General features: G+C 70.7%; 23 protein-coding genes. 13 read left to right on the top strand and 10 right to left on the bottom strand.

The features are described from left to right. The 6 genes from BMZ18_RS13690 (at position 1) to BMZ18_RS13665 (ending at position 7,498) form a co-directional block, all read left to right on the top strand. Positions 1–852, top strand: a complete 852-nt coding sequence (locus BMZ18_RS13690) for an aminodeoxychorismate lyase (protein WP_068363035.1) — start codon at positions 1–3, stop codon at positions 850–852. Between the two features lie 151 nt (positions 853–1,003). Then, complete coding sequence (locus BMZ18_RS13685) at positions 1,004–2,476, top strand: cytochrome ubiquinol oxidase subunit I (protein ID WP_068363039.1); 1,473 nt, start codon at positions 1,004–1,006, stop codon at positions 2,474–2,476. Positions 2,477–2,486: 10 nt separating this feature from the next. Beyond that, on the top strand, positions 2,487–3,518 hold the full coding sequence (gene cydB, locus BMZ18_RS13680; RefSeq protein ID WP_068363042.1) for a cytochrome d ubiquinol oxidase subunit II: 1,032 nt from the start codon (positions 2,487–2,489) through the stop codon (positions 3,516–3,518). Then, the gene (cydD, locus tag BMZ18_RS13675; protein WP_068363045.1) at positions 3,515–5,182 is read left to right on the top strand and encodes a thiol reductant ABC exporter subunit CydD; all 1,668 of its coding nucleotides are present in this window, start codon (positions 3,515–3,517) and stop codon (positions 5,180–5,182) included. Before cydB ends, cydD begins: the two co-directional genes overlap by 4 nt. Next, entirely contained in the window at positions 5,179–6,966 is a 1,788-nt protein-coding gene (gene cydC, locus BMZ18_RS13670) for a thiol reductant ABC exporter subunit CydC (RefSeq protein WP_139203973.1), read from the top strand. Before cydD ends, cydC begins: the two co-directional genes overlap by 4 nt. A 241-nt stretch (positions 6,967–7,207) precedes the next feature. Then, positions 7,208–7,498, top strand: a complete 291-nt coding sequence (locus tag BMZ18_RS13665) for a hypothetical protein (RefSeq protein WP_068102968.1) — start codon at positions 7,208–7,210, stop codon at positions 7,496–7,498. On the opposite strand, the gene BMZ18_RS13660 is transcribed toward BMZ18_RS13665, so the two are convergent. After that, positions 7,486–8,127 carry a heme-binding beta-barrel domain-containing protein gene (locus BMZ18_RS13660; RefSeq protein WP_235606308.1) on the bottom strand — a complete coding sequence of 214 codons (642 nt, stop codon included), beginning with the start codon at positions 8,125–8,127 and terminating at the stop codon, positions 7,486–7,488. The genes BMZ18_RS13665 and BMZ18_RS13660 overlap by 13 nt on opposite strands. A gap of 325 nt (positions 8,128–8,452) precedes the next feature. On the opposite strand from BMZ18_RS13660, the gene BMZ18_RS13655 reads away from it, so the two are divergent. Next, a complete protein-coding gene (locus BMZ18_RS13655) occupies positions 8,453–9,922 on the top strand; it encodes a cutinase family protein (RefSeq protein ID WP_074922252.1) in 1,470 nt (489 codons plus the stop codon). A gap of 111 nt (positions 9,923–10,033) precedes the next feature. Here the strand turns inward: BMZ18_RS13655 and BMZ18_RS13650 are convergent, their stop codons facing one another. From BMZ18_RS13650 to BMZ18_RS13630, 5 genes are all read right to left on the bottom strand, one after another. Then, positions 10,034–10,342, bottom strand: a complete 309-nt coding sequence (locus BMZ18_RS13650) for a DUF1416 domain-containing protein (RefSeq protein WP_068102964.1) — start codon at positions 10,340–10,342, stop codon at positions 10,034–10,036. A gap of 2 nt (positions 10,343–10,344) precedes the next feature. Next, the gene (locus BMZ18_RS13645) at positions 10,345–11,181 is read right to left on the bottom strand and encodes a sulfurtransferase (protein WP_068363053.1); all 837 of its coding nucleotides are present in this window, start codon (positions 11,179–11,181) and stop codon (positions 10,345–10,347) included. 47 nt (positions 11,182–11,228) lie between these two features. Next, entirely contained in the window at positions 11,229–11,729 is a 501-nt protein-coding gene (locus tag BMZ18_RS13640) for a DUF4395 domain-containing protein (protein WP_068363056.1), read from the bottom strand. A gap of 308 nt (positions 11,730–12,037) precedes the next feature. Beyond that, positions 12,038–12,484 (bottom strand): thioredoxin family protein, encoded by a 447-nt coding sequence (locus BMZ18_RS13635; RefSeq protein ID WP_068102956.1) that lies wholly within the window; start codon positions 12,482–12,484, stop codon positions 12,038–12,040. After that, positions 12,481–13,260: an LmeA family phospholipid-binding protein gene (locus BMZ18_RS13630; RefSeq protein WP_068102955.1), complete on the bottom strand. Its 780-nt coding sequence runs from the start codon at positions 13,258–13,260 to the stop codon at positions 12,481–12,483. The genes BMZ18_RS13635 and BMZ18_RS13630 overlap by 4 nt, the downstream gene beginning before the upstream one ends. Before the next feature lie 124 nt (positions 13,261–13,384). Here BMZ18_RS13630 and BMZ18_RS13625 point away from each other — a divergent pair, with 124 nt between their 5' ends. The 6 genes from BMZ18_RS13625 (at position 13,385) to pstB (ending at position 19,216) form a co-directional block, all read left to right on the top strand. After that, complete coding sequence (locus BMZ18_RS13625) at positions 13,385–14,179, top strand: winged helix-turn-helix transcriptional regulator (protein ID WP_068102953.1); 795 nt, start codon at positions 13,385–13,387, stop codon at positions 14,177–14,179. Positions 14,180–14,187: 8 nt separating this feature from the next. Next, positions 14,188–15,069 carry a mycothiol synthase gene (gene mshD, locus BMZ18_RS13620; protein ID WP_068363088.1) on the top strand — a complete coding sequence of 294 codons (882 nt, stop codon included), beginning with the start codon at positions 14,188–14,190 and terminating at the stop codon, positions 15,067–15,069. Between the two features lie 196 nt (positions 15,070–15,265). Further along, complete coding sequence (pstS, locus tag BMZ18_RS13615; protein ID WP_068363058.1) at positions 15,266–16,363, top strand: phosphate ABC transporter substrate-binding protein PstS; 1,098 nt, start codon at positions 15,266–15,268, stop codon at positions 16,361–16,363. Positions 16,364–16,451: 88 nt separating this feature from the next. Beyond that, on the top strand, positions 16,452–17,489 hold the full coding sequence (gene pstC / locus BMZ18_RS13610; RefSeq protein ID WP_068363061.1) for a phosphate ABC transporter permease subunit PstC: 1,038 nt from the start codon (positions 16,452–16,454) through the stop codon (positions 17,487–17,489). Positions 17,490–17,527: 38 nt separating this feature from the next. Beyond that, a complete protein-coding gene (gene pstA, locus BMZ18_RS13605; RefSeq protein WP_068102948.1) occupies positions 17,528–18,424 on the top strand; it encodes a phosphate ABC transporter permease PstA in 897 nt (298 codons plus the stop codon). A gap of 15 nt (positions 18,425–18,439) precedes the next feature. Beyond that, the gene (gene pstB, locus BMZ18_RS13600) at positions 18,440–19,216 is read left to right on the top strand and encodes a phosphate ABC transporter ATP-binding protein PstB (RefSeq protein ID WP_068102946.1); all 777 of its coding nucleotides are present in this window, start codon (positions 18,440–18,442) and stop codon (positions 19,214–19,216) included. A gap of 112 nt (positions 19,217–19,328) precedes the next feature. On the opposite strand, the gene phoU is transcribed toward pstB, so the two are convergent. From phoU to BMZ18_RS13580, 4 genes are all read right to left on the bottom strand, one after another. Next, the gene (phoU, locus tag BMZ18_RS13595; RefSeq protein WP_068363064.1) at positions 19,329–20,006 is read right to left on the bottom strand and encodes a phosphate signaling complex protein PhoU; all 678 of its coding nucleotides are present in this window, start codon (positions 20,004–20,006) and stop codon (positions 19,329–19,331) included. A gap of 75 nt (positions 20,007–20,081) precedes the next feature. Next, on the bottom strand, positions 20,082–22,079 hold the full coding sequence (locus tag BMZ18_RS13590) for an LCP family protein (protein ID WP_074922255.1): 1,998 nt from the start codon (positions 22,077–22,079) through the stop codon (positions 20,082–20,084). Positions 22,080–22,139: 60 nt separating this feature from the next. Further along, a complete protein-coding gene (gene dusB / locus BMZ18_RS13585) occupies positions 22,140–23,279 on the bottom strand; it encodes a tRNA dihydrouridine synthase DusB (RefSeq protein ID WP_068102942.1) in 1,140 nt (379 codons plus the stop codon). Between the two features lie 163 nt (positions 23,280–23,442). Continuing rightward, positions 23,443–24,411 carry an acyl-ACP desaturase gene (locus BMZ18_RS13580; protein ID WP_068363999.1) on the bottom strand — a complete coding sequence of 323 codons (969 nt, stop codon included), beginning with the start codon at positions 24,409–24,411 and terminating at the stop codon, positions 23,443–23,445. Positions 24,412–24,475: the final 64 nt, after the last annotated feature.

The raw sequence follows: 24,475 nt of genomic DNA, 5'->3' as shown, positions 1-24,475 counted from the left end.
ATGAGCTCCCGCGTCGTGGTGACCCTGGCAGGCGACGTCCTCGATCCGACCCGTCCGGTCCTGCACGCGGACGACCTGGGTGCCGTCCGAGGCGACGGCGTGTTCGAGACCCTGTTGGTGCGCGGCGGAAAGGCGTGCCGGGTGGACGCCCACCTGGCGCGACTGCGCCGCTCGGCGGCGGCCGTCGACCTCACCGAGCCCGGCGTCGACGCCTGGACCCGCGCGATCGGCATCGCCGCGACGGCCTGGGGCACGGCGGAGGAAGGCGCGATGCGTCTCTACCTCAGCCGCGGCCGAGAGGACGGCGACGGCGGCGAGACCGCGCTGCTGACGGTCTCGGCCGTTCCCGCGCGCGTGGCGTCGGCACGCACGGCCGGGGTGTCGGCGCTGACGCTGGCTCGGGGGTACTCGGTCGACGTGGCCGGCGCCGCGCCCTGGACGTTGTTGGGCGCGAAGACGCTGTCCTACGCGGTCAACATGGCCGCGCTGCGGCACGCGCAGCGAGCGGGATTCGACGACGTGATCTTCCGCAGCGCCGAGGGCTACGTCCTCGAGGGGCCGCGCTCCACCGTGGTCGCCGTGACGGACCGGGTCATGACGACGCCGCCGGTGGAGCACGGCGTGCTGCCGGGGACCACCGTCGACGCGCTCTACGACGTCGCCGGGTCGGCCGGGTTCACCTGCCGTCGGTCGCCGCTCCGCGTCGCGGATCTCGTTCTCGCCGACAGCGTCTGGCTGGTGTCGTCCATCACCCTGGCCGCGAAGGTTCACACGCTGGGCGACGTCGCCCTCGGCGAGACACCGCTCGACGAGACCGTGCGCACGCTCGTCGACACGGCCGTCCAGCTCTGACCCGTCGCGGACCCCGGTCCCGGACGTGAGCCGGGTGACGTGGATCGCCCATGACCGCGGACACAGTCCGTCGCTTTACTACTACGCGTAGTAGTAGCGTCCGGAGTGCAGGCCGATCACCCTGACCTGCGGTCCGCGAGAGAAGTTGGCCATGGACGCACTCGATGTCTCCCGGTGGCAGTTCGGCATCACCACCGTCTATCACTTCCTGTTGGTTCCATTGACCATCGGGCTCGCCCCGCTGGTCGCCGCCATGCAGACGATGTGGGTGATCACGGGCAAGGACTCGTGGTACCGACTCACCAAGTTCTTCGGCAAGCTCTTCCTGGTCAACTTCGCGCTCGGCGTCGCCACCGGCATCGTCCAGGAGTTCCAGTTCGGCATGAACTGGTCGGAGTACTCGCGCTTCGTCGGCGACGTCTTCGGAGCACCGCTCGCCCTCGAGGGACTCGTGGCGTTCTTCCTCGAGTCGACCTTCCTGGGGCTGTGGATCTTCGGGTGGAACCGGTTGCCGAAACTCGTGCACCTGGCGACGATCTGGCTGGTCGCGATCGGCGTCAACGCCTCCGCGTACTTCATCATCGCCGCCAACAGTTGGATGCAGCATCCGGTGGGGGCGATCTACGACCCGGACACCGGGCGGGCCGAGCTGGTCGACATCGTCGCCATGCTCACCAACAACACCGCGCTCGCCGCGTTCCCGCACGCCGTGGCCGGATCCTTCCTCACCGCAGCGACTTTCGTCGCCGGGATCGCCGGGTGGTGGATGGTGCGCAGCGCCCGTCGCGGTGAGACCGGCCCGGAGTCCGACGCACGCAGCATGTTCCGGCCCGCCGCACGCCTGGCCTTCGTCGTCATGATCGTCTCCGGAGCCGCCCTCGCGATCACCGGCGACATCCAGGGCAAGCTCATGTTCGACCAGCAGCCCATGAAGATGGCCTCCGCGGAATCGTTGTGCCACACCGAAACCGGCGCGTCCTTCTCCATCCTCACCATCGGCACGCACAACGACTGCGACAGCGTGCAGCACATCGTCGCCATCCCCGGTCTGACCTCGTTCCTGGCCGAGAGCGACACCGGTGCCACCGTGCAGGGCGTCACCGAACTGCAGGCGCAGTACGAGCAGATGTACGGACCGGGCAACTACCGGCCCAATCTCTTCGTCACCTACTGGGCGTTCCGCGCCATGATCGGCCTCGCCGCCGGCTCGGCCGCGCTGGCGCTCGCCGGACTGTGGGTGACGCGGGGCGGCCGTATTCCCGACCAGCGCTGGTTCTCTCGCCTGTCGCTTCTCGCGATCCCGACGCCCTTCCTGGCCAACAGCGCCGGCTGGATCTTCACCGAGATGGGTCGCCAGCCCTGGATCGTCGCCCCCAACCCGACGGGCGTCGACGCGATCCGACTGACCGTGGACCAGGGCGTGTCGGACCACCCGGTGGGCCTCGTCGTCGCCTCGCTCGCGACGTTCACGGTGGTCTACGCGGCGCTGGGGGCCGTGTGGTTCGGCCTCATGCGCCGCTACGTGCAGGCCGGGCCGCTGGAGCACGATCGCCACCCGCACGCCGAGGCCGACGACACCGACGATTCCGACGGCGCGGCCCGCCCGCTGTCGTTCGCGTACTAGGAGCACCGCCATGGCCACTCCCGAGTTCTGGTTCGTCCTCGTCACCGTCCTGTTCGTCGGTTACTTCGTGCTGGAAGGCTTCGACTTCGGCGTCGGCATGCTGATGCCGGTGCTGGGACGCAGTGCCTCCGCCGAGATCGCCGAGAAGCGACGACGCGTGGTGCTCAACACGATCGGCCCGGTATGGGACGGCAACGAGGTCTGGCTGATCACCGCGGGCGGCGTCCTGTTCGCCGCGTTCCCCGAGTGGTACGCCACGCTCTTCTCCGGGTTCTATCTGCCGCTGTTGCTGATCCTGGTCGCCCTGATCCTGCGCATCTGCGCCATCGAGTACCGCGGGAAGATCGACGACCCGATCTGGCGTCGTCGCTGCGATCTGGGCATCGGCATCGGCTCCTGGGTACCGGCGGTGCTCTGGGGCGTCGCGTTCGCGAACATCGTGCGCGGCGTGGCCGTCGACGAGAACAAGAAGGTCGTGTCCGGACTGCTCGATCTGCTGACTCCGTACGCCCTGCTCGGCGGCGCGACGACGGCACTGTTGTTCCTGTTCCACGGCGCGGTGTTCGTGGCGCTCAAGACGTCCGGCGACGTGCACCGCGACGCCGCGGCGCTCACCCGGCGCCTGGCCCTGCCCGCGACGGCCACGACGGGCGCGTTCGCGCTCTGGACCCAGCTGGCCCACGGCAAGGACTGGACCTGGTGGCTGGTCGGCGTCGCGGTGGCCGCGCTCGTCGCCGCCGTGGTCGCCGCGCACGCGGGCCGGGAGGGTTGGGCCTTCCTCGGCACCACCGTCACCATCGCCGGCGCCGTCGTCCTGCTCTTCGCCTCCCTGTTCCCCGCGGTGCTGCCGTCGACCCTCGATCCGGCCTGGTCGTTGACGGTCGAGAACGCGTCGTCCTCGGAGTACACGCTGCGGGTGATGGGATGGGCGACGGTCATCGTCGCCCCGGTGGTGCTCGGATACCAGGCGTGGACCTACTGGGTCTTCCGGCGCCGACTGTCCGTCGCCGACATTCCGCAGTCCATCGGGCTGGCCCGATGACCACCCGACGTCGCCGGCGCGGGCCCGTCGACCCGCGTCTGTGGAGCCGGTCCGCGGCGGGTCGTCGCTACCTGCTCGTGTCGACCGGGCTGTCCCTGGTCACCACCGTCTGCGTGGTCGTGATCGCCGTCGCGGTGGGCACGATCCTCGCCGGCGTGGTCACCGATCCGGCACGACGGACGCCCGGCGCCTGGACCGTCGAACTCACGATCCTGGGGGTCGCGGTGCTCGGCCGTGTCGTCGCGACGCATCTGCGTGCCCGCACCGCGCACCGCTCGGCGACGCGGGTGGTGCAGGACCTCACGGCCGACGCGCTGGACGCCGCGGCGCGTGTGCCCGACCGGCGTCTCGACCACCGGCGCGCGGAGTGGACCACGGTGCTCACGCGCAGCCTCGACGGCCTGCGGCCCTACCTGACCGACTACGTCCCGTCGCTGCTCCTCGCCGCTACGGTGACACCGGCGGCGCTGGCGGTGGTGGCGTGGTTCGACCCGCTCTCGGCCGTCGTCGTCGCGGTGACGTTGCCGACGATCCCGGTGTTCATGATTCTCATCGGCCGGCTGACCGAGGGACGCTCGCGTCGCACGCTGGACGCCACCGCCGCACTGGCCGGGCGCCAGCTCGACCTGCTCGCCGGCGTCCCGACGCTCCGCGCACTCGGACGCGAGCAGGGTCCGGAGGAGCGCGTCGCCGAGCTCGGCGACCGCCACCGCCGCACCACGATGCGCGCGCTGCGCACCGCGTTCTTGTCCTCGATGGTGCTGGAACTGCTCGCGTCGTTGGGAGTCGCGCTCGTGGCGGTCACGATCGGTCTCCGGCTGGTGCGCGGTGAGATGGAGCTCGCCCCCGGCATCGTCGCGCTGATCCTCGCCCCGGAGATCTACTTCCCGCTGCGCGCGGTGGGTGCCGCCTTCCACGCGTCGGAGGACGGCGCGGAGGCGGCCGATCGCGTGTTCGCGCTGCTCGACGAGGACGCCGAACGACCCCGAACGGGGACCGTCGATCCGCCTGTCGCACAACCGCTTCGATGGCACGGCGTCACGGTCGACGGACGGGACGGCCCGGCACCACACGAGCTGTCCGCCGAGTGCCGGCCCGGCGAGGTCACCGTGCTGACCGGCCCCAACGGGTCCGGCAAATCGACCGCGCTCACCGTCGCGCTCGGCCTCACCGAACCCGATCGCGGCCGCGTCACGGTGGGCGACGTGGACGTCGCGGACCTCGACCTCGAGCGGTGGTGGGCGTCGGTGGCGTGGTTGCCCCAACGCCCCGCGATCACGGCCGGCACCATCCGCGACAACGTGTGGTGCGACGACGACGACCTCGTCACCGCCGCCGCGGTGACCACCGGTCTCGACGCCGTGGTGGCGTCCGCACCGGACGGGTGGGCCACCCGGCTGGGCGACGGCGGCGACGGCCTGTCGCTGGGGGAGCGGCAACGCCTGGCCCTGACGCGGACCCTGGCGTCGTCGGCGCGGGTTCTGCTGCTCGACGAGCCCACCGCGCACCTCGACTCCGCCGGTGCGGCAGCCGTTCTCGCGGCGCTGGTCCGCCTCGCCGCCGCGGGGCGCACGGTGGTGATCGTGGGGCACACCCCCGACGTGCTGGCCGCCGCGGACCGGGTGGTGAGCGTGACCGACGCACCGGTGTGGAGTTCGCGATGACCGACCTCCGACGCGTCCTCGCCCTGGCCGACCTCGACGGTCGCCGCATCGCGTGGGCCGTGCTCGCCGGGGTCGCGACGCTCGGCAGCGCGCTCGCCCTGTCGGCGCTGTCCGCGTGGCTGATCCTCCGGGCGTGGCAGATGCCGCCCGTCCTGCACCTGTCCGTCGCCGTCGTGGCGGTGCGCGCGCTCGGCATCAGCCGCGGTATCTGCCGGTATCTCGAACGGCTGGCGACCCACGACGTCGCACTCCGCGGAACGGTCGCCCTGCGCGCAGCGCTGTATCGCGCTCTCGCACAGAGGGAGTCGACGGCGGCCTGGCGACTGCGCCGCGGGGATCTCGTGGTGCGCACCGGCGACGACGTCGACGCGATCGGGGACGTCGTCGTGCGCGCGCTCGTGCCGGCCGCGGTCGCCGCCGTGCTCGCCGTCGCGTCGGTCGGACTGCTCGCCGCGTTCTCGCCGGCCGCCGCGGCGATCCTCGCGGGGTGTCTTCTCCTCGCGGGCGTCGTGACGCCGATCCTCACCGCCCGCGCGCAGACCGACGACGACGCCGATCACGCCCGCGCCCGTGCGGACGCCGCAGCGTCCACGGTCCTGGCGATCGAGTCCGCCGCCGAACTGCGCGTCGCCGGTCGACTGGCGGACGTCCGCGCCCGCGCCGCGGCCGCCCGATGTGACGTCGCGGCCGCGGAGGATCGCGCCGCGCGATGGTCCGCTCTCGCTGCTGCGGCGGGGCCGCTCGCGACGGGCGTCGCGGTCGTCGGGGCCTTGCTGGTCGGGACGGTCGCGTACGGGTCCGGCACGGCCTTCGCCGGGGGCACGTCCCCGATGTCGCTCGCGATCGTCGTCCTCGTGCCGCTGGCCGCGTTCGAGGCCACGTCGGTCCTTCCCGCCGCCGCGGTCGCCGTGACGCGCGGCCGACTGGCGGCGCGGCGCATCGTGGACCTGATCGGGAGCGGTACGACGACGCCGGAGCCGCCGGTTCCCGGTGCGCGGCTCGCCACGGCGCGTCCTGAGCTGGTGCTCGACGGCGTCGTCGCCGGATATGCGACCGACCGAGGGACCGCGCCGATGACGACGACGATCGCTGCGGGCGAGCGGGTGGCCCTGGTGGGTCCCAGCGGGGTGGGAAAGACCTCGGTGGCGCTGACGGCCGCCGGCCTGCTGCCCGCCGTGGCCGGCACGGTGAGCCTCGGCGACGCCACCACCGGTCGACGCACCCTGTCCGACCTCGACCCGGCCGACGTTCGCGCCGCGGTGACCTTCTTCGCGGAGGATGCGCGGGTCTTCGAGACGTCGGTGTTCGAGAACCTTCGAGTGGTCCGGGGCGACCTCGGCGTCGACGAGGCGCTCGCCGCCCTCGACGCGACGGGATTGGGCGCGTGGGTGCGTGCGTTGCCCGACGGGCCGGACACGGTTCTCGTCGGGGGTGACCGGTCCCTCTCGGGAGGGCAACGTCGCCGGTTGCTGCTGGCCCGCGTCGTGGTGTCCCGCGCACCCGTCGTCATCGTCGACGAGCCCACCGAGCACCTCGACGACGCGAGCTCGGCGCGGTTGCTCGCCGCACTGCTCGACCCGGGGTCCGGCCTGCTGGATCCGGCGACCACGGCGGTGGTGATCACCCACCGTCCGGTTCCGGCCGGAGTGCGGACTCTCTCCTGTTCACCGCGAGAAAAAATCGTTGCCGACTCCGCTCGGGCGGGCGTAGCGTCGTCGGTACACGAGAGAGGAGGTGGTTCGAAGTTGTATGACTTATGGACACGTGAGGTGGCTGCCCGCTAGCCGCACCCGCTGACGGTATTCACCGGAATCTCCGCGCGAGCGGCGGGCGAATACCAGGTAGCTACCCGGCCCCCGAGCCCTCGGTCCGTCCAGACCGAGACCCGGTGCGCGTCTTCTCGCAAGATGCCCACCCGGTACGGCTCGGGGGCCGCTTCCTGTTCGGGCTCGCCCGGGCTGTGCCCGGTCATCGCAGACCGAGCAATCGCCTCCGTCCGGTGCGTGCGTGTGTCACGCTTGTCTCATGAGCGCCGACGAGCAGCAGACCCGGGAGAACAGCACGGAGAAGACCGACGAGACGGTGGGACCCGAACTGTCACAGGAGGATCTGGACAGGGCCGGGGAGAAGATGGACGGCCTCAACGAGCGCTACGAGACCGGGGCGCGCAAGACCGTCACGCTCCCGGGGACCGACGGCACGGTGTCGGGCACCGCCTTCGCGGACATGGTCGACGAGGACGGGAAGATCGAGAACGAGAGCACCGAGCAGACCGACACCGAGCAGGCCGACGCCGAAGACGGTCAGCCCGCGTAGCGCTCCAGGCGCGCGGACAGCCGGGGAGAGAGGTCGCCGTCGGGTCCGACGCGCTCCTCCACGTAGGCGAGATCGCCGCCCTCGACGATGCCGTAGAGCCGCTTGGCTCCGCCCACCAACGCGGCGGACGTACTGCGGATCACGACGTCGGTGGCCAGCTCCCAGGACGACTGGTTCCGGGCGTGGCCGTAGTAGAGCTCGACCACACCCGAGGAGTGGGTGAGCAGCAGTTCGAGTGTCTCGGGGTTCTCGGCGCCCGCGGCGTCGCTGCCGCTGACGCGCCAGAAGCCGGACTCGCGCAGATCGGGGGCCGCGTAGGCGCCGTCGTCGGTCACCCGCCAGCTCCGGGATTCCCAGACGAGGTACGGGCCGCCGTCGTGGCTCACGACGACCTGCTGACCGAACCGGTAGTCACCCTGCTCGTCATGGCCCTCGCCCTCGCCGCGCCACACCCCGACCAGCGGAAGCAGCGCCAGCATCGCCGGCGAGATGTCCTCGCCCAGGCGCAGGTTCGCCGTATCGGCGGGCGCGGGCAGGTCCGGAAGCGACGGGATGTTGCGCGTCGCGGTCTGCTTGGCGCGCTCCTCGGCGCGAGCGACTGCCTCGTCGCCGCTCAGCCGGTCACTCACGACTCGTCGGTGACCAAGCGGTAGACGACGTAGAGCGAGAACCAGGCGATGAGGATCGACGCCAGTACCAGGAGTACCTCGAAGAAGATGACCACGGTCCCAGTGTAGACACCCACGGCCGCACGGCCCGGCCGAGGTCGGTCGCGGGGCTCGTTTCCCTGATCGGCCGGATCGAACCTCGAGTCGTGAACCTTGTGTCATCTGACAAATCGGCTCGCATCCGTCGCCCCTGCATCTCTCATAGGGTTCGAACCGATCGGGCGCTGCGCCCGGCCGCGGGCCCGTTCGCGCCCGAGGTGTACCCCGGAAAGGACGATCGGTTTCGATGCGCGTGACGAGGACGTGGTGGACGGCGGCGGGACGACGGACGGGGGTCGTCGCCGCGACGCTGCTGCTGTCGGCGGGGGGCGCGACGGCGCTGGCGGCACCGATCACGCCGTCCGACCCCCTGGGTCTCGGGGACGATCCGGTGGAGTCGATCCTCGACGTCTTCGGGGCCGGGACGAAGATCGACGTCGACCCCAACAACTACGCCCTCGACTGCCCGGACGTGCTCATCGTCGCCGTCACCGGAGCCACGGACTCCGAGTCGACCCGCAACCCGCTCGACGAGGTGGACCGGCTGCCGTGGTCGAACTGGACCGGCAACGTCACGGTCCCGACGGGCGAGGCCAACGCCGATCACCCGGGGCGCGTCGGCTGGGTCTACGTTCCCTACTCCTCGACCTACGGTGTCAGCCCCACCGAGGTTGTGCCGACCTACCAGGAGTCGGTGCGCGAGGCTCTGGCCGGCACCGACCGGTTCCTGGAGGAGAACAAGGCGAAGTGCGGCAGTTCCACCAAGTTCGTCCTGCTCGGCTACAGCGTGGGCGCGGAAGTGATGGAGCGGCTCGCCGTCGACATCGGCTCCCGCCCCGCAACCGCCTCGGTGACCAGTGACGACATTGCAGGCGTCGCGTTGGTCGGTGACCCCTACCGGCCGGCCGGAACGCCGTCGCTCGGGCAGCCGGGACCGTCCGGCGGCGGCTTCATGTCGTCGGAGCCCAAGGACTACGGCACTCTCACGCCGAAGATGAAGTGGTTCTGCCGGCCGGGCGACATCGCCTGCGACGCTCCGCTGCGGCTCGGCATCCTCCCGCTGGCGGCGAACGTCTTCGGGCAGATGCACTTCACCTTCGCGGCACCCGGTCTGCTGCTCACGGACTTCGCGGCCGCGGCGTCCGACCTCGCGGCACGCACCATCGCCCACGTGTTCACCGACCCGGACTTCGCCACCTCGGACGAGTCGGTCCTCGACGTGATGCTCCGCGTGTCCGATCGGACGGAGGACACCAGCCCGACACCACCGTTGCCGTCGCCGCAGGAGGTGTCCGACGCCGTGCAGTGGGCGCTCGGTCCCGGCCGCCCGATCGTCGAGGCCAAGCTGGCCGCCGAGGCGGAGGGATTCGCCGAGGACAACGCCGACATCCCGCAGCTGTGGGAGAAGCCGTACCTCGAACTGGGGTTCGTCCAGCACCTCTACTACTGGGACAACTTCCCCGACAACGGCCGTGACTGGGAGAGCGAGCGCATGATCCGCTGGATCACCGACCTCGCCCGCGAGCAGAGCGAGGCCCCGCCCGCTCCCGCCGCGCCCGCAGAATCCGCTGCGCCGTCGGAATCCGGTGCGCCGCAGGTGATCCCGCCCGTCAACCCGGGTTACCTCGCGCCGCCGGCGCCGGAGCAGGAATCGATCCCGACGACGTTCGACGAGATTCTGAAGTCGCTGGGCATCTCGGCGGAGCCGGGTAAATAGCACGAGCCCGGCGGAGCCGGGTAAATAGCGCCGATCCGAGAAGCACAGCAGCCCCGCCCCGATCGTTCGGGGCGGGGCTGCTGTGTCGTCGGTGCTGGTGTGGTGGCCGAGCTACTTGGCGACGAGTACGTCGGCGCTGTGCACACCGGCGGACTCGGGCGCGATGGTGGCCGTGCCGTTGCCGGTGGAGGACAGTGCGCGCAGGGTCCACGTGCCGGGGGCGGCGAAGAAGCGGAAGTCGCCGGTTCCGGAGGCGACCACCTCGGCGGTGAACTCACCGGACTCGTCGAGCAGGCGCACGTACGCGCCGCCGACGGGCTGCTGGTCCTCGGCCGAGAGGACGCGACCGACGATCACGGTCTCCTTCTCGACGTCGACTCCGGCGGGCAGGGTCTGTCCCTGGACGGGTGCTCCGCACATGGTCAGCGCACCTCCAGCTCGATGGGGGCGCCGACGAGGGAGCCGTACTCGACCCAGCTGCCGTCGTAGTTCTTCACGTCCTGCTTGCCGAGCAGCTCCTTGAGCACGAACCAGGTGTGGCTGGAGCGCTCGCCGATGCGGCAGTAGGCGATGGTCGCCTTCTCGTCGTCGTAGCCCTTCTCCTTGTACAGCGCCTCGAGGGCGTCGTCGTCCTTGAAGGTGCCGTCCTCGTTGGCGGTGGTGCTCCACGGGATGTTGATGGCGGTGGGGACGTGGCCGCGCTGCTGCGCCTGCTCCTGCGGAAGGTGCGCGGGGGCGAGGATCTTGCCGGAGAACTCGTCGGGGGAGCGCACGTCGACGAGGTTCTTGGTCCCGATGGCGTCGATGACCTCGTCACGGAACGCGCGGATGGACAGGTCCGGGGTCTGCGCCTCGTACTGGGTGCGCTCGCGCTCCACGGTGTCCTTGGACAGCGGCCGGCCGTCGAGCTCCCACTTCTTGCGGCCGCCGTCGATGAGCTTGACGTCCTGGTGGCCGTAGAGCTTGAAGTACCAGTAGGCGTACGCGGCGAACCAGTTGTTGTTGCCGCCGTACAGGATCACGGTGTCGTCGTTGGCGATGCCGCGCTCGGAGAGCAGATCGGAGAACTGCTTCTGGTTGAGGAAGTCACGCCGGACCGGGTCCTGCAGATCCTTCTTCCAGTCGAGGCGCACGGCGCCCTCGAGGTGACCGCCGTCGTAGGCGCTGGTGTCCTCGTCGACCTCGACGAACACGGTCTTCGGGGCGTTCAGGTTCTGCTCGGCCCAATCGGCAGAGACCAGGACGTCGGAGCGGGCCATGGTTTTCCTTTCGGTGATGCGGTCGGTGCTCGGAAGGTGGAGTCGGGTCAGGAGGGAACAGCGGTGGTGCGCGCCGGGAGGAACCGGCTCGCGAGCGGGTAGAGCTTGCAGCCCAGGCAGAGGCCGAAGGCGGCGTTGAGGATGGCCGCGACCAGGGCGAAGCCGGTGGCGACGTAGCCGAGAGCCGGGACCGCGGCGGCGAAACCGACGGTGCCGACGGCGGCGAAGACGAACCCGACGGCCTGCGCGAACTTCAGCGGCGGGACCGGCTCGGTCTCGGTCACGGGACCGAGGCGCGGGGCCACGAGGGCGCGATGCACGACGCCGTAGGGGTGCCCGGCGGGGCCGCGCAGCGCGCCGATCGCGAAGACGACGGCCTGGACGCCGAGGAGAACGGCCGCGGCGACGGTGCTCGCGCCGGCGAGGAGGAGGACGACGGCCAGCACCGCGGTGGTGACCCAGGCGACGGTGCGGGGACCGCGGACGTCGACGCGGGAGACGGAACGGGACGACTCGCGTCGGGTCGAGTCGGGGTGATGAAGAGACACTGCGGGATGCTCCTGCGGGATGGGCTGCGAACCGGGAGGGGACACACGGCCGTTCGGCGGGGTGTCGGGTGCTCGTCCCCGGGGCGCCGGGCCGTCGCGGGAGGGGCCCGATCGGGGCGCGTCGCACGCGAGTGCGGTCGGCGGGGAGAGCCGGTGATTCAGCGGCAGCGGCAGCAACAGCCGCCGAGGCGGCACAGATCCACTGTGCGGCGTCGGGTGAGCAGAAGCTCGCGGCTGGCGATCACGGCGCCCATCGTACGCACGTCCGCGCCGTCCCGGCAGCGCGGGTGGTGACCACCGTTTCTCGGTCAGTCCCGCTCGGGTGCCGCGGCGGCCAGGACGGCGGCCCGCAGATCGGCCGACCCGGGCACACCGGAGGCCCGGAAGCGCTCGCGGAGGTTCGCATCCAGCACGACGGTGGTGGGCAGGGACATGACGCGAAAATCGCGGGCCAGGGCGGGGTCGTCCTCCATGTCGACCTCGACGTCGCGGACGCGGTGGCCGTCGTCGGTGAGGGCCTGCACGCTCGCGGCCACCACGCGGCGCACCGCGCTGCAGGGTCCGCACCAGTCGGCGGAGAAGTGCAGCACGGTCACCGACCCCTCGGCGGCACCGGCGGCGGTCAGGGCCCGCCGACGGGCGTCGTCCGGCCCGGCGCCTCGGCCCGCGCGGACGGCCCCGTCGCGTCGCCGGACGATCAGCCCGATCAGCACGGCGATCGCGACGACCGCGAGGAGCACCAGGATCCCGGTCACGAGGTCCCGATCTCGCTGAGGTCGACCGTCACGTCGTCGGCCTCGCCCTCGACGACGATCTGTCCGCCCTCGGCTCGCACCTCGGTGGGGCGCAGACCGAAGGGAAGCTGCTGTGTGTCGATGGTGCGCGTGAACAGACCGAGCACGGCCGGTTTCAGGAAGTCGGGAACGGTGTAGTCCGCCCGGCCCTCCGGGCCGAAGTACAGATCGGTTGCGACGATCGACACACCGTCGCCGTCGAGCAGGAGTTCGGCGGTCACGCTGACGGCGGTGTCGATCGGTCCGACCGGGACGGTGCCGGAGAGGACCACCGCGCCCGCCGTGGTCTCGCCGGATCCGCCCGAGCCGCCCGTGCCGTCGGAGCGGTCGGCGGGCGGCGCCGAGACCTGCAGGTCGGGAATGTCCAGGAAGCGACCGAGGTCGGTGGCGTCGATCCGAACGCGGGCGTCGAGTTCGCCCACGGGCACGGTGCGCACGGCGCCGTCGACCAGGTCGGACGGCGGAATGCGCACGTCACGCAGGGTGGCCTCGATCGTGGTCTTCTCGACGTACGGCGTCGGGACCTCGCGGGCGCGGATCTCCACGCGGGAGTACCGGCCGTCGGCGAACTGCGTGAGGAACGGGAAACCGTGCACGGTGACGTCGGGATCGGACACGAGATCGCCGCCGTCGCGCAGCGCCCGGGAGACGCGGTACTCGGCGTAGGCCGCGGCGCCGAAATCGACGGCCAGGAGAACGGCCACCAGGGCGACGAGCCCGACGATCAGTTTGCGCACTGCGGTCCTTCCTCTTCGGCCGTGCACCCGTCCGGCTCGGTCGGACGGGGCTGCCGTGACCCGGCATCGCCCGTGCCACAGGCTAGTCTGTCCCTCGGCGCACACACCGGGAGAGGAGGGCCGCATGGAGCTGTTGCTGCTGACCTCCGACGCGAACCCGGATTCGGTGCTGCCCTCCCTGTCCCTGCTCGCCCATCACGTCCGCCCCGTGCCGGCCGATGTGTCGTCGCTGCTCGAGGCGGGCAACGCGGACGTCGCGGTGGTCGACGCCCGGACCGACCTCGCGGCGGCGCGCGGCCTCTGCCGTCTGCTCGGGGCGGCCGGATCTTCCGTTCCCGTGGTGGCCGTGCTCACCGAGGGCGGGCTCGTGGCCGTCAACTCCGAGTGGGGTGTGGACGACATCCTGCTGCCCACCACGGGTCCCGCCGAGCTCGACGCGCGGTTGCGGCTGTCGGCCGGTCGGCACGGCGGCGTGGCGGACACGGAGGCGACCGGCAGGATCACCCTCGGCGAGCTGGTGATCGACGAGGGCACCTACACGGCCCGACTGCGGGGACGGCCCCTCGACTTGACCTACAAGGAGTTCGAGCTCCTCAAGTACCTGGCCCAGCACGCCGGCCGTGTCTTCACGCGCGCTCAGCTGCTACAGGAGGTCTGGGGATACGACTTCTTCGGCGGCACCCGCACCGTCGACGTGCACGTGCGACGGCTGCGCGCCAAGCTCGGCTCGGAGTACGAATCGCTCATCGGCACGGTCCGCAACGTCGGCTACAAGGCGGTGCGGCCGTCGGCCCGCAAGGGCGGCGCCGACCCGGCGGACGACGACGGCACCGATGCTGTCGCCGACGACGATCTCGCGGGTTCCGACGAATCCCGCACCGACGCCCGCACCGACCCCCGGAACGAGCTGCTCACGTGACCGTCGCCCTGGCCGACCGACGCCCCACCGACGACGAGCGTGCCGCGATCCGCGACGCGATCGGGCGCGCGACGGCCGTGGACGGCACCGCCCCGCTCTCCGAGCAGGCCGTGCGGGCACTGGACGGCCGAGGCGACGACCGCCACGTGATCGCCGTCCGGGACGACGTGCCGGTCGGGTACGCCGTCGTCGCCGTGGCGACCGACTCGGCGCCGCAGATCGCCGAACTGGTCGTCCACCCCGATCACCGGGGTCACGGCGTCGGTACCCGCCTGGTCGACCACGTCCTGGACGGCCCGGCGGCGCGGGTGTGGGCGCACGGTGACCTGCCCGCGGCGCAGCGCGTCGCCGAGCGGCTCGATCTCGTGGTCGCGCGGGAGTTGCTGCAGATGCGTCGTCCGTCCACCGAGGCGTTGCCGGAGCCGACGACGCCCGAGGGCATCGTCGTGCGGACCTACCGCCCCGGTGACGACGCCGAGATCCTGCGGGTCAACAACGCCGCGTTCTCCTGGCACCCAGAGCAGGGCGGGTGGACGCAGGAGGACATCGACGAGCGCAAGGCCGAGTCGTGGTTCGACCCGGCGGGACTGTTCGTCGCCACCCCGGCGGACGACGACACCCGGCTGCTCGGGTTCCACTGGACCAAGGTGCATCCGCCGGCGGGGTCCGACCCGGCGCTCGGCGAGGTGTACGTCGTGGGGATCGACCCGGCCGAGCAGGGCAGGGGACTCGGGCGGGTGCTGACGCTCGCCGGTGTCCGCCATCTGGTCGACGCGGGGCTGTCGGCGGTGCTGCTCTACGTCGAGGCCGACAACGCCGCGGCCGTGCACACCTACGATCGACTCGGCTTCACCCGGTTCCACACGGACACCGCGTACGCCCGTCGCTGAGACGGAGATCGCACCCCGAATCGGGCTCCACGTCCGCCTGTTCACCTTCCGTTCACATGCGCGCGGGGATTCGTCCACGCAGGCCGCTTACCTTTCGCGTCGGGCAGCGCGTGTTGTCCGTTGCGGTCACGTCACCGCATCTCTCGCGCCCGCCGGTCGACGACCGATCGCAGCGGGCTGGTCTTGGAGGAGACAGGTGAAGCTCGAGCGCAGCATTGCCCTTCTGGGTGTCCTGGCCGCCGGCGGCATGACGCTGGCCGCATGTGGCAGCGACGCGAACGTCGAGGCCGGCGGCGGCAGCGAGTCCGCGGCGACCTGTGAGGGCAAGAGCCCGATCACCGGTGAGGGCTCGTCGGCCCAGCAGAACGCCATGTCCAACTTCACCTCGGTCTACTCGGGCGTCTGCGCCGGTCAGGCCGTGGAGTACACCGTCAGCGGTTCCGGCAACGGCCGGACCCAGTTCGTCGCCGGCCTGGTCGACTTCGCCGGCTCCGATTCCGCCATCAAGGAGCAGCAGGCCGCCGACGCCGCCACGCGCTGCGCCGGCAACCCCGCCTGGAACCTCCCGCTGGTCTTCGGCCCCGTCGCCGTCGCCTACACCCTCGACGGTGTGGACGATCTGGTGCTGACGCCGGACCTGGTCGCCCAGATCTTCACCGGCCGCATCACCACGTGGAACGATCCGGCGATCGCCGCGGTCAACGAGGGCGTGTCCCTGCCGTCCACGGCCATCACCCCGATCTACCGCTCCGATTCCTCGGGCACCAGCGACAATTTCCAGCGCTTCCTCTCCGACGCGGCGCCCGAGTCCTGGACCCTCGACCACAGCTCGGACTGGGCCGGTGGAGTCGGCGAGGGCGCCAACGGCTCGTCCGGTGTCGCCCAGGCCGCCGCCGCGACCCCCGGCTCGATCACCTACGTCGAGAAGGGCTTCGCCGACCAGGAGAACCTCGCCACCGCGCGCCTCGACTTCGGTTCCGGCCCCGTGGAGCTGAGCAGCGAGACCGCCGGTCGCGCCATCGACGCCGTGACCTTCTCGGGCGAGGGCAACGACCTCGTGCTCGACACCGACGCGCTGTTCACCTCGAGCGAGCCGGACTCCTACCCGCTGGTGCTGGCCACGTACGAGATCGTCTGCTCGGCCGGGTACGACGCCGACACCTCGGCTGCGGTCAAGTCGTTCCTGCTCAGCGCAGCCAACGAGGGCCAGGAAGGCCTCGAGGAGGCCGGGTACGTGCCGCTGCCGGACGCCTTCAAGGAGCGTCTGGTGACCGCGATCAACGCCATTTCCTGACACACTGGTCGTCGCCTGCACCATGCCCGACACCACGGATCACGGTGCAGGCGACGCCGTACCCCCACGACACGAGACTGTGAGCGGTATGAGCGACACTCATTCGATCAGCGACGTCACCCCGGCCACGGCGACCACGGCCGGCGTCGCTCGAAGGACGGAAGCGCCGACGCCAGTGCCCGACACCAAGAGCAACAAGACGGTCACCCGCCCGGGTGACCGCGTCTTCTCCACTCTGGCCACCGGCTCGGGTGTGTTCGTCATCGTTCTCATCGCGGCCATCGGCGCGTTCCTGCTGTGGCGGGCGATCCCCGCGCTGCAGAACAACACGGTCAACTTCTTCACCTACAACGGCCAGTGGTCGACGTCGGACACCTCGGCGATGCTGTTCGGTGTCCGGGACCTCTTCCTGGTCACCGCGACCGTGTCGATCGTCGCGCTCGTGTTGGCGATGCCCGTCGCTCTCGGCATCGCGATCTACCTCACCAACTACGCGCCGAAGCGTCTGGCCGGCCCGCTCGGATACGTCATCGACCTGCTCGCCGCGGTGCCGTCCATCGTGTTCGGCCTCTGGGGCCTCTACGTGCTGGCTCCGGCCATCGCGCCCGTCGCGGAGTGGTTGAACGAGAACCTGTCGTGGATCCCGCTGTTCGCCACCGGCTCGGTGTCCATCGCCGGTGGCGGCACCATCTTCACCGGCGCGATCGTCCTCGCCGTGATGATCCTGCCGATCATCGCCGCGGTGACCCGCGAGGTGTTCGTGCAGACCCCGAAGGGGCAGATCGAGGCCGCGCTGGCCCTGGGTGCCACCCGCTGGGAGGTGGTGCGCACCACGGTGATCCCGTTCGGCAAGTCCGGCTTCGTCAGCGGATCGATGCTCGGCCTCGGCCGCGCTCTGGGTGAGACCATCGCGCTCTACATCATCATTCGCAGCACGCAGCAGACGTTCGGCTGGACGCTCTTCGACGGCGGTAACACCTTCGCCACCAAGATCGCCCTGGCCGCGGCGGAGTTCAACAACGAGCTGCAGGCCGGCGCGTACATCGCCGCCGGACTCGTGCTGTTCGTGTTGACCTTCCTCGTCAACGCCGGCGCCCGCGCCGCCATCGCCGGAAAGAAGGACTGACCGTGGCCGACACGAGCACAGCCGGTGGCACCGCCACCATGGACCGGCCCGTCAAGGAACCGACCTTCCAGGGTGTGTCCGCCCGTCGCAAGGCGTCCGACGGCGCTGCGACGGTTCTGGTCTCCCTGGCCGTCCTGATCGCCCTCGTTCCGCTGGTGTGGGTGCTCTACACCGTCGTCTCGCGGGGGATCAGCGCCGTCGCCACGGCCGACTGGTGGACGTACTCGCAGGCCGGCGTCACGCCGTTCCGCGAGGGCGGCGGCGCGTACCACGCGATCGTCGGCACCCTGCTCCAGGGCCTGTTCTGCGCGCTGATCTCCATCCCGATCGGCATCTTCGTGGCGATCTACCTGGTGGAGTACGGGCAGGGCACCCGCCTGGCCCGCGCGACCACCTTCATGGTCGACATCCTCACCGGCGTGCCGTCCATCGTGGCCGCGCTGTTCGTCTACGCGCTGTGGATCGCCACGTTCGGCTTCGACCGCTCCGGTCTGGCGGTGTCCCTCGCGCTCGTGCTCCTCATGATCCCGGTGATCGTGCGGTCCGCCGAGGAGATGTTGCGCATCGTGCCGCAGGACCTCCGTGAGGCCTCGTACGCCCTGGGGGTGCCCAAGTGGAAGACGATCGCCAAGATCGTGCTGCCGACGGCGCTCTCCGGCATCGTCACCGGCATCATGCTCGCGCTGGCCCGCGTGATGGGGGAGACGGCGCCGGTCCTGATCCTGGTGGGATCGGCCACCGCCATCAACTTCAACCTGTTCGCCGGGCCGCAGACCTCGTTGCCGCTCATGATGGTCGACCTGCAGAAGGCCGGTACGGCCGCGCTCACCAGCGAGCGGATGTGGGGCGCTGCACTCACCCTCATCCTCATCGTCGCGGTGCTCAACATCGGCGCGAAGCTGGTCTCCCGCTTCTTCGCCCCCAAGAGTTTCTGACCGAAGGACTTCGTCATGGCCAAACGTCTCGATCTCGACAACGTCAACATCTACTACGGCAAGTTCCACGCCGTGTCGAACGTGACGCTGTCCGTTCCGCCGCGCAGTGTGACGGCCTTCATCGGTCCGTCCGGTTGCGGCAAGTCGACCGTGCTGCGGTCCCTCAACCGCATGCACGAGGTGACTCCGGGTGCCCGCGTCGAGGGCTCGGTGAAGCTCGACGGCGAGGACATCTACGGCGCGGGCGTGGACCCGGTCGGCGTCCGCCGCACCATCGGCATGGTGTTCCAGCGCCCGAACCCGTTCCCCACCATGTCGATCCGCGACAACGTGGTGGCCGGGCTCAAGCTGCAGGGCGGCCGGAGCAAGAAGGAACTCGACGAGATCGCCGAGAACTCCCTCAAGGGCGCGAACCTCTGGAACGAGGTCAAGGACCGGCTCGACAAGCCGGGCGGCGGCCTCTCCGGCGGTCAGCAGCAGCGTCTGTGCATCGCGCGCGCGATCGCCGTGCAGCCGGACGTCCTGCTGATGGACGAGCCCTGCTCGGCGCTCGATCCCATCTCGACCCTCGCGATCGAGGATTTGATCGGTGAGCTCAAGAAGGACTTCACCATCGTGATCGTCACGCACAACATGCAGCAGGCGGCCCGCGTCAGCGACCAGACCGGGTTCTTCAACCTCGAGGCCACCGGCAAGCCCGGCAACCTCATCGAGATCGACGACACCGAGAAGATCTTTTCCAACCCCTCGAAGAAGGCCACGGAGGACTACATCTCCGGCCGCTTCGGCTAGACACTCGACGACGACGAAGGGCGCCCCTCTCGCGAGGGGCGCCCTTTCTCGTGCTCGTGGCGGCCGGCGAACCGGCGGGCCCGGCCCGGACGAGCCGGACCGGGTGGGTGATCTAGTTGACGTGCTGCGCCGGCGGCGTCGGCATGTCGGAGGGCAGTTCACCGGTGACGAGGAAGATCACGCGACGACCGACTTCCACGGCGTGGTCGGCGAAACGCTCGTAGAACCGGCCGAGCAGCGTCACGTCGACGGCCGCGGCCACGCCGTGCTTCCACTCACGGTCCATCAGGACGCTGAAGAGGTGCCGGTGCAGATCGTCCATCGCCTCGTCCTCCTCGCGGAGCTTCGCGGCCCGCTCGGGGTCGCGCGTCTCGAGGACCTCGCGCGCCGACGCGCCGAGCGCGACGGCGATGCGTCCCATCTCGGCGAAGTAACCGTTGACCTCTTCGGGGAGGGCGTGCGCCGGGTGGCGACGACGGGCGATCTTCGCGACGTGGAGGGCGAGTGCACCCATGCGGTCGATGTCCGCGACGATCTGGATGCCGGACACCACGGACCGGAGATCGCCGGCGACGGGGGCCTGCAGGGCCAGCAGCGCGAACGCGCGCTCCTCGGCCTGGGCGCTGAGATCGGTGATGCGCTCGTGGTCGCCGATCACCTGTTCGGCGATGCGGAGGTCGGCCTGGAGGAGGGACTGCGTGGCCCGCTCCATGGCCTGACCGGCGAGCCCGGCCATCTCGCCGAGCAGGTCGGCGAGCTCGGTCATCTGTTCGTTGTAAGCCACGCGCATGGTCCGATTCTAGGCCCGGGTGATGATCGGGCCGGGATGCAGGCGGTGAACGGCGGGTGAATGCCGCGCAGCCGACTACATGCAGGTCGCGTCGGCGGCGTTGGTGACCGTGAGGTCGCTCGGCAGCGCCACGTCGGTGGGGGCGCCGTCGACGGCCGTGTCGAAGGTCGGCAGCGTCTCGCCGACCGGGGCGGGCGCGGTCACGGTGCCGGCGTCGGCGCCGCCGAGGATCACCTCGACGATGCCGCCGAGCGACGTCGTCTCCTGCAGGACGGCACCGGGAAGAGCGCTCGCGACCGTCGCGGCCTCCGCGATCGAGCCCGGTCCGTAGCGCACCACCGTCGGGCCGGTCGTCGTGGCGTCGGCGTTGCCCGTGCCCACGATCTGGAAGCCGTATGCCGCGAGCGAGTCCGCCGTGGTAGCCGCGAGCCCGCCGACCTCGGAGCCGTTGGACACCTGCACGGACACCGCGGTGGGATCGAGGGAGACCTGCGGCGTCGTGGCGACGGCGCGGGTGTCCGTCGAATCCGGAGTCGTCGGAGCGGTCTCGGGTGCGCGCTGTTCACCCGGCAGCGGCTGATCGTCGATGATCGCGCGGAAGATGGCGTCGATGTCGTCGGTCCGCGGAATCTCGTTGCCGTAGTACGTGGTGCCGGCCGTCGGAACGGTGAGGAACGTGACCGCGCCCGCGTCGACTCCGCGCAGCGACTTGCCGAGCGTGAGCAGGTCCGCCGTTTTCACGTTCTCGACGAAGGTGTCGCGCGTGAACGCGGTGACGAACCCGTTGAGCTTGCCCGGATCGAACAGCACGCGGTTGCTCAGCACCGACCGGAGCAGCGACGACAGGAAGACCTGCTGACGCTTGATGCGGCCGTAATCGCCCGTCCCCTCGGCCTCGACCTTCCGGGCACGGACGTAGTTCAGCGCGGTGCGCCCGTCCACGCGCTGCTCGCCGGTCGTGGCGAGGATGGTGCCGAGCTCGTCGTCGATCAGCGGTTGCGTGGTGCACACGTCGACACCGCCGACCTCGTCCACCATGGACTCGAAACCGGCGAAGTCGATGCCGACGAAATGCCCGATACGCAGGCCGGACATCTTCTGGATCACCTTGACCAGGCACTTCGGGCCGCCGAGGGCGTACGTCGCGTTCAGCTTGTCGCCGTCCGCCGCCGGGAAGACCTCGTCGGTGTAGTCGCCGGTGGTCGAGTCCCAGGCCTGACACTCGGGTCGCGTCACGTCGAGGTCGCGGGGGAACGACACCGCGACCACCCGGCTGCGATCGGCCGGAATGTTGATGAGGATCACGGTGTCGGACCGGGCGCCCTCGGCGTCGAGCTCGGTACCGGCGCCGATCTCCCCGCTGGCACCGGCGCGGGTGTCGGTGCCGACGATGAGGTAGGTCTCGTCGCCGTACTGGCCCGGCGCGTCGACGACGTCCGTCGACTCGGTGTCCAGAGCCGACACCTGGGCGAAGCCGCGGTCGGTGGCGCGCAGGTAGCCCCAGACGATGCCGGTGAGCAGCAGAGCGAGCACGGAGACCAGGGCGACGGACACGCGGCCGGCCAGCCGCATCCGCGCCCGCTTGCGGGCCTTCGACAGGGCGAGCCGGGTGAGGGCGGGCGGTGCGACGGTGCCCACCGCTTCGGGTCCCTTGCGCGGGGGCGCGGCGGCCGGCAGCACGACGGTGGGGTCGTCCTCGGTCGCCGATGCGGACCCGTTCTCGACCGGCGGTGCGGGAGTCGGGGTCGGCGCGGGTGGTGCCGGGGTGGGAGGCGGGGTGGTGGCGGGTGCGTCCTCGCCCGCACCGTCCCGACGGCGGGAGGTGATGCGGGCGACCTTGTCGACCAGTTCCGCGACGGACAGGCGGGCGTCCGCATCGTCGGTCGGGGCAGGGGTGTCGGCGGGGCCGTTTCGAGGAGTCGGCGCCGGGACGTCGGCACTCGCCTCGTCGTCGCGGGACGACTCCGGCGAGGAGTTCGTGCCGGACTCCGGATCGTGAAGCCGGGAGATCGGACGTTCCCACGGGGCACGTCGGCCGACGCCGGGTGCGCGCGTCTCGTCGTCGTCACCCACGCGTGCGGTCTCCCTCTCGTGCACCGACCGCAGGTCGCGCGATCGACGCAATCCTAGCGATCATCCGCCGGAGTGCATCAGATCGGCGCCCGCGGGGACGGCACAGTCCTCCGGGTCGTCCAGCCACCCGTCGGGCAGCGCGACCGACGAGGGCGAGCCCTGCCGTCCGCGGGGACCCTCGGCGTCCGGGGGGAACGGCACGGTGGGATCGAGCTGGTCGAGCAGACCGTCGAGCTCCACCAGCGTGGAGACGGTGGCCATCTTCTGCCGCAGATCCGAGCCCGCGGGGAAGCCCCGCATGTACCAGGCGACGTGCTTGCGCATCTCCCGCAGTCCGCGGTCCTCGCCGTGGTGGTCGGCGAGCAGTTCCGCGTGCCGACGCATGATGTCGGCGACTCGGCCGAGGGTCGGCGGCGTCGGGCGCTCCGTGCCGCGCAGCGCGGCGGACAGTTCGGCGAAGAGCCACGGACGACCGAGGCACCCCCGCCCGACGACGACGCCGTCGCACCCGGTCTCGGTCATCATCCGGGCGGCGTCGTCGGCGTGGAAGATGTCGCCGTTGCCGAGGACCGGCACGTCGCGCACGTGGTCCTTGAGCCGCGCGATCTCCGACCAGTCGGCCGTGCCGGAGTACCGCTGAGCGGCGGTCCGTGCGTGCAGGGCCACTGCGGCCGCGCCCTCGCCGGCCGCGATCCGTCCGGCGTCGAGGTGGGTGTGGTGCGCATCGTCGATGCCGATACGGAACTTGACCGTGACGGGGATGTCGGTGCCCTCGGTGGCGCGCACCGCCGCGGCGACGATGGCGCCGAACAGCGAGCGCTTGTACGGCAGTGCCGCGCCGCCGCCCTTGCGGGTCACTTTCGGCACGGGGCAGCCGAAGTTCATGTCGATGTGATCGGCCATGTCCTCGTCGACGATCATCTTCGCGGCGTCGTACGTGGTCTGCGGGTCGACGGTGTAGAGCTGCAGGGATCGCGGCGTCTCGGTGGGGCCGAACGTGGTCATGTGCAGCGTGGCGGGCTGACGTTCCACGAGTGCGCGCGCGGTGACCATCTCGCACACGTACAGCCCCGACGTCGACCCCGTCAGCTCGTCCTCGAGCTCGCGGCACAGGGTGCGGAACGCGACGTTGGTGACGCCGGCCATGGGGGCGAGGACCACCGGACTGCGCAGCGTCAACGAACCGATCTGCAAAGCCATGGGGACATCACGCACCAAACGCACTCGGGGGGCCGACGGGGGAGTCGGCGTGTCGACAGAACGATGCCCGGCCGCCGTCGGACGGGGGCCGGGCATCATCGAGAATACGGGTCACGGGGCGGTCACGGCCAGTTCGGCCGAGACGACGCCCGGTGGCCGGAGGTCAGGAGGCCTGAGCGGCCTGCCGCTTCGCCGCCTCGCGAGAGAGCATGCGGTCGCGCTGCTCCTCGAACTTGAGCACCTGGCCCTCGAGCTTCTCGAGGAACGCCGCGAGCTCGTCGCGGGTCTGCTCGCCGGCGGCGCCGAAGTCGGTGCGCTCGAAGATCTTCCACTTGCGCAGGACCGGCATGACCACGTCCTCCAGGTGCTGGCGGAGGTCGTAGATGCCGTGCTTGGCCATGAGGACACCGTTGCGTCGGAAGTTCGGCATGCCCGCGCCGGGCATCACGAAGTTCTGCACGATGTCCGACACACCCTTCAGCGCCTGATCGGGCGCGAGGTCGAGCGCCGCTCCGCAGAGGTTGCGGTAGAAGATCATGTGCAGGTTCTCGTCCGCGGCGATGCGCTGGAGCATGCGATCGGCGATGGGGTCGTTGCAGACCTTGCCGGTGTTGCGGTGGCTCACGCGGGTGGCGAGCTCCTGGAACGTGACGTAGGCGACCGAGTGGAGGAAGCCCATCTGATCGCCGTTCTCCCCGGCGGGGGAGGCGAATCCGTTGGTCATGTGCTCCATACGGGCGTTCTCGAGGGCGACGGGATCGACGCCGCGAGTCACCACCAGGTAGTCGCGCATGACGATGCCGTGGCGGTTCTCCTCGGCCGTCCACCGGCCCACCCAGGTGCCCCACGCGCCGTCCTGCGAGAAGTTCTCCGCGATCTCGCGGTGGTACGAGGGCAGGTTGTCCTCGGTGAGCAGGTTCGTGATCATGGCGGCCTTGGCCACCTCGTCGAGCTGCGACTGCTCGGGCGACCAGTCCTCGCCGCCGAGGGCGGCGAAATTGCGACCCTCGTCCCACGGGACGTAGTCGTGCGGGTGCCATTCCTTGGCCATGGAGAGGTGCCGGTTCAAGTTCTCCTCCGCAACCGGCTGCAGCTCGCTGAGCAGCTCGAGTTGGGTCAGATCCCGTGCCATGCCAATCCTCCGTGTCGATGTCGATCCGAAACAGCCTACGGCACCGTAACCGCGCTGTGGGGTG

Origin of the sequence: Rhodococcoides kroppenstedtii (assembly GCF_900111805.1) — a bacterium.
Lineage (GTDB): Bacteria > Actinomycetota > Actinomycetes > Mycobacteriales > Mycobacteriaceae > Rhodococcoides > Rhodococcoides kroppenstedtii.
Note: the sequence above shows the minus strand (reverse complement) of the source record. Positions and strands in the feature narration are given on the sequence as shown.

Excerpts from the sequence above, each read along its gene's own strand:
- BMZ18_RS13690 (WP_068363035.1), top strand. The coding sequence starts at position 1 with ATGAGCTCCCGCGTCGTGGTGACCCTGGCAGGCGACGTCCTCGATCCG.
- BMZ18_RS13685 (WP_068363039.1), top strand. The coding sequence starts at position 1,004 with ATGGACGCACTCGATGTCTCCCGGTGGCAGTTCGGCATCACCACCGTC.
- cydB (WP_068363042.1), top strand. The coding sequence starts at position 2,487 with ATGGCCACTCCCGAGTTCTGGTTCGTCCTCGTCACCGTCCTGTTCGTC.
- cydD (WP_068363045.1), top strand. The coding sequence starts at position 3,515 with ATGACCACCCGACGTCGCCGGCGCGGGCCCGTCGACCCGCGTCTGTGG.
- cydC (WP_139203973.1), top strand. The coding sequence starts at position 5,179 with ATGACCGACCTCCGACGCGTCCTCGCCCTGGCCGACCTCGACGGTCGC.
- BMZ18_RS13665 (WP_068102968.1), top strand. The coding sequence starts at position 7,208 with ATGAGCGCCGACGAGCAGCAGACCCGGGAGAACAGCACGGAGAAGACC.
- BMZ18_RS13655 (WP_074922252.1), top strand. The coding sequence starts at position 8,453 with ATGCGCGTGACGAGGACGTGGTGGACGGCGGCGGGACGACGGACGGGG.
- BMZ18_RS13650 (WP_068102964.1), bottom strand. The coding sequence starts at position 10,342 with ATGTGCGGAGCACCCGTCCAGGGACAGACCCTGCCCGCCGGAGTCGAC.
- BMZ18_RS13645 (WP_068363053.1), bottom strand. The coding sequence starts at position 11,181 with ATGGCCCGCTCCGACGTCCTGGTCTCTGCCGATTGGGCCGAGCAGAAC.
- BMZ18_RS13625 (WP_068102953.1), top strand. The coding sequence starts at position 13,385 with ATGGAGCTGTTGCTGCTGACCTCCGACGCGAACCCGGATTCGGTGCTG.
- pstC (WP_068363061.1), top strand. The coding sequence starts at position 16,452 with ATGAGCGACACTCATTCGATCAGCGACGTCACCCCGGCCACGGCGACC.
- pstA (WP_068102948.1), top strand. The coding sequence starts at position 17,528 with ATGGACCGGCCCGTCAAGGAACCGACCTTCCAGGGTGTGTCCGCCCGT.
- pstB (WP_068102946.1), top strand. The coding sequence starts at position 18,440 with ATGGCCAAACGTCTCGATCTCGACAACGTCAACATCTACTACGGCAAG.
- phoU (WP_068363064.1), bottom strand. The coding sequence starts at position 20,006 with ATGCGCGTGGCTTACAACGAACAGATGACCGAGCTCGCCGACCTGCTC.
- dusB (WP_068102942.1), bottom strand. The coding sequence starts at position 23,279 with ATGGCTTTGCAGATCGGTTCGTTGACGCTGCGCAGTCCGGTGGTCCTC.
- BMZ18_RS13580 (WP_068363999.1), bottom strand. The coding sequence starts at position 24,411 with ATGGCACGGGATCTGACCCAACTCGAGCTGCTCAGCGAGCTGCAGCCG.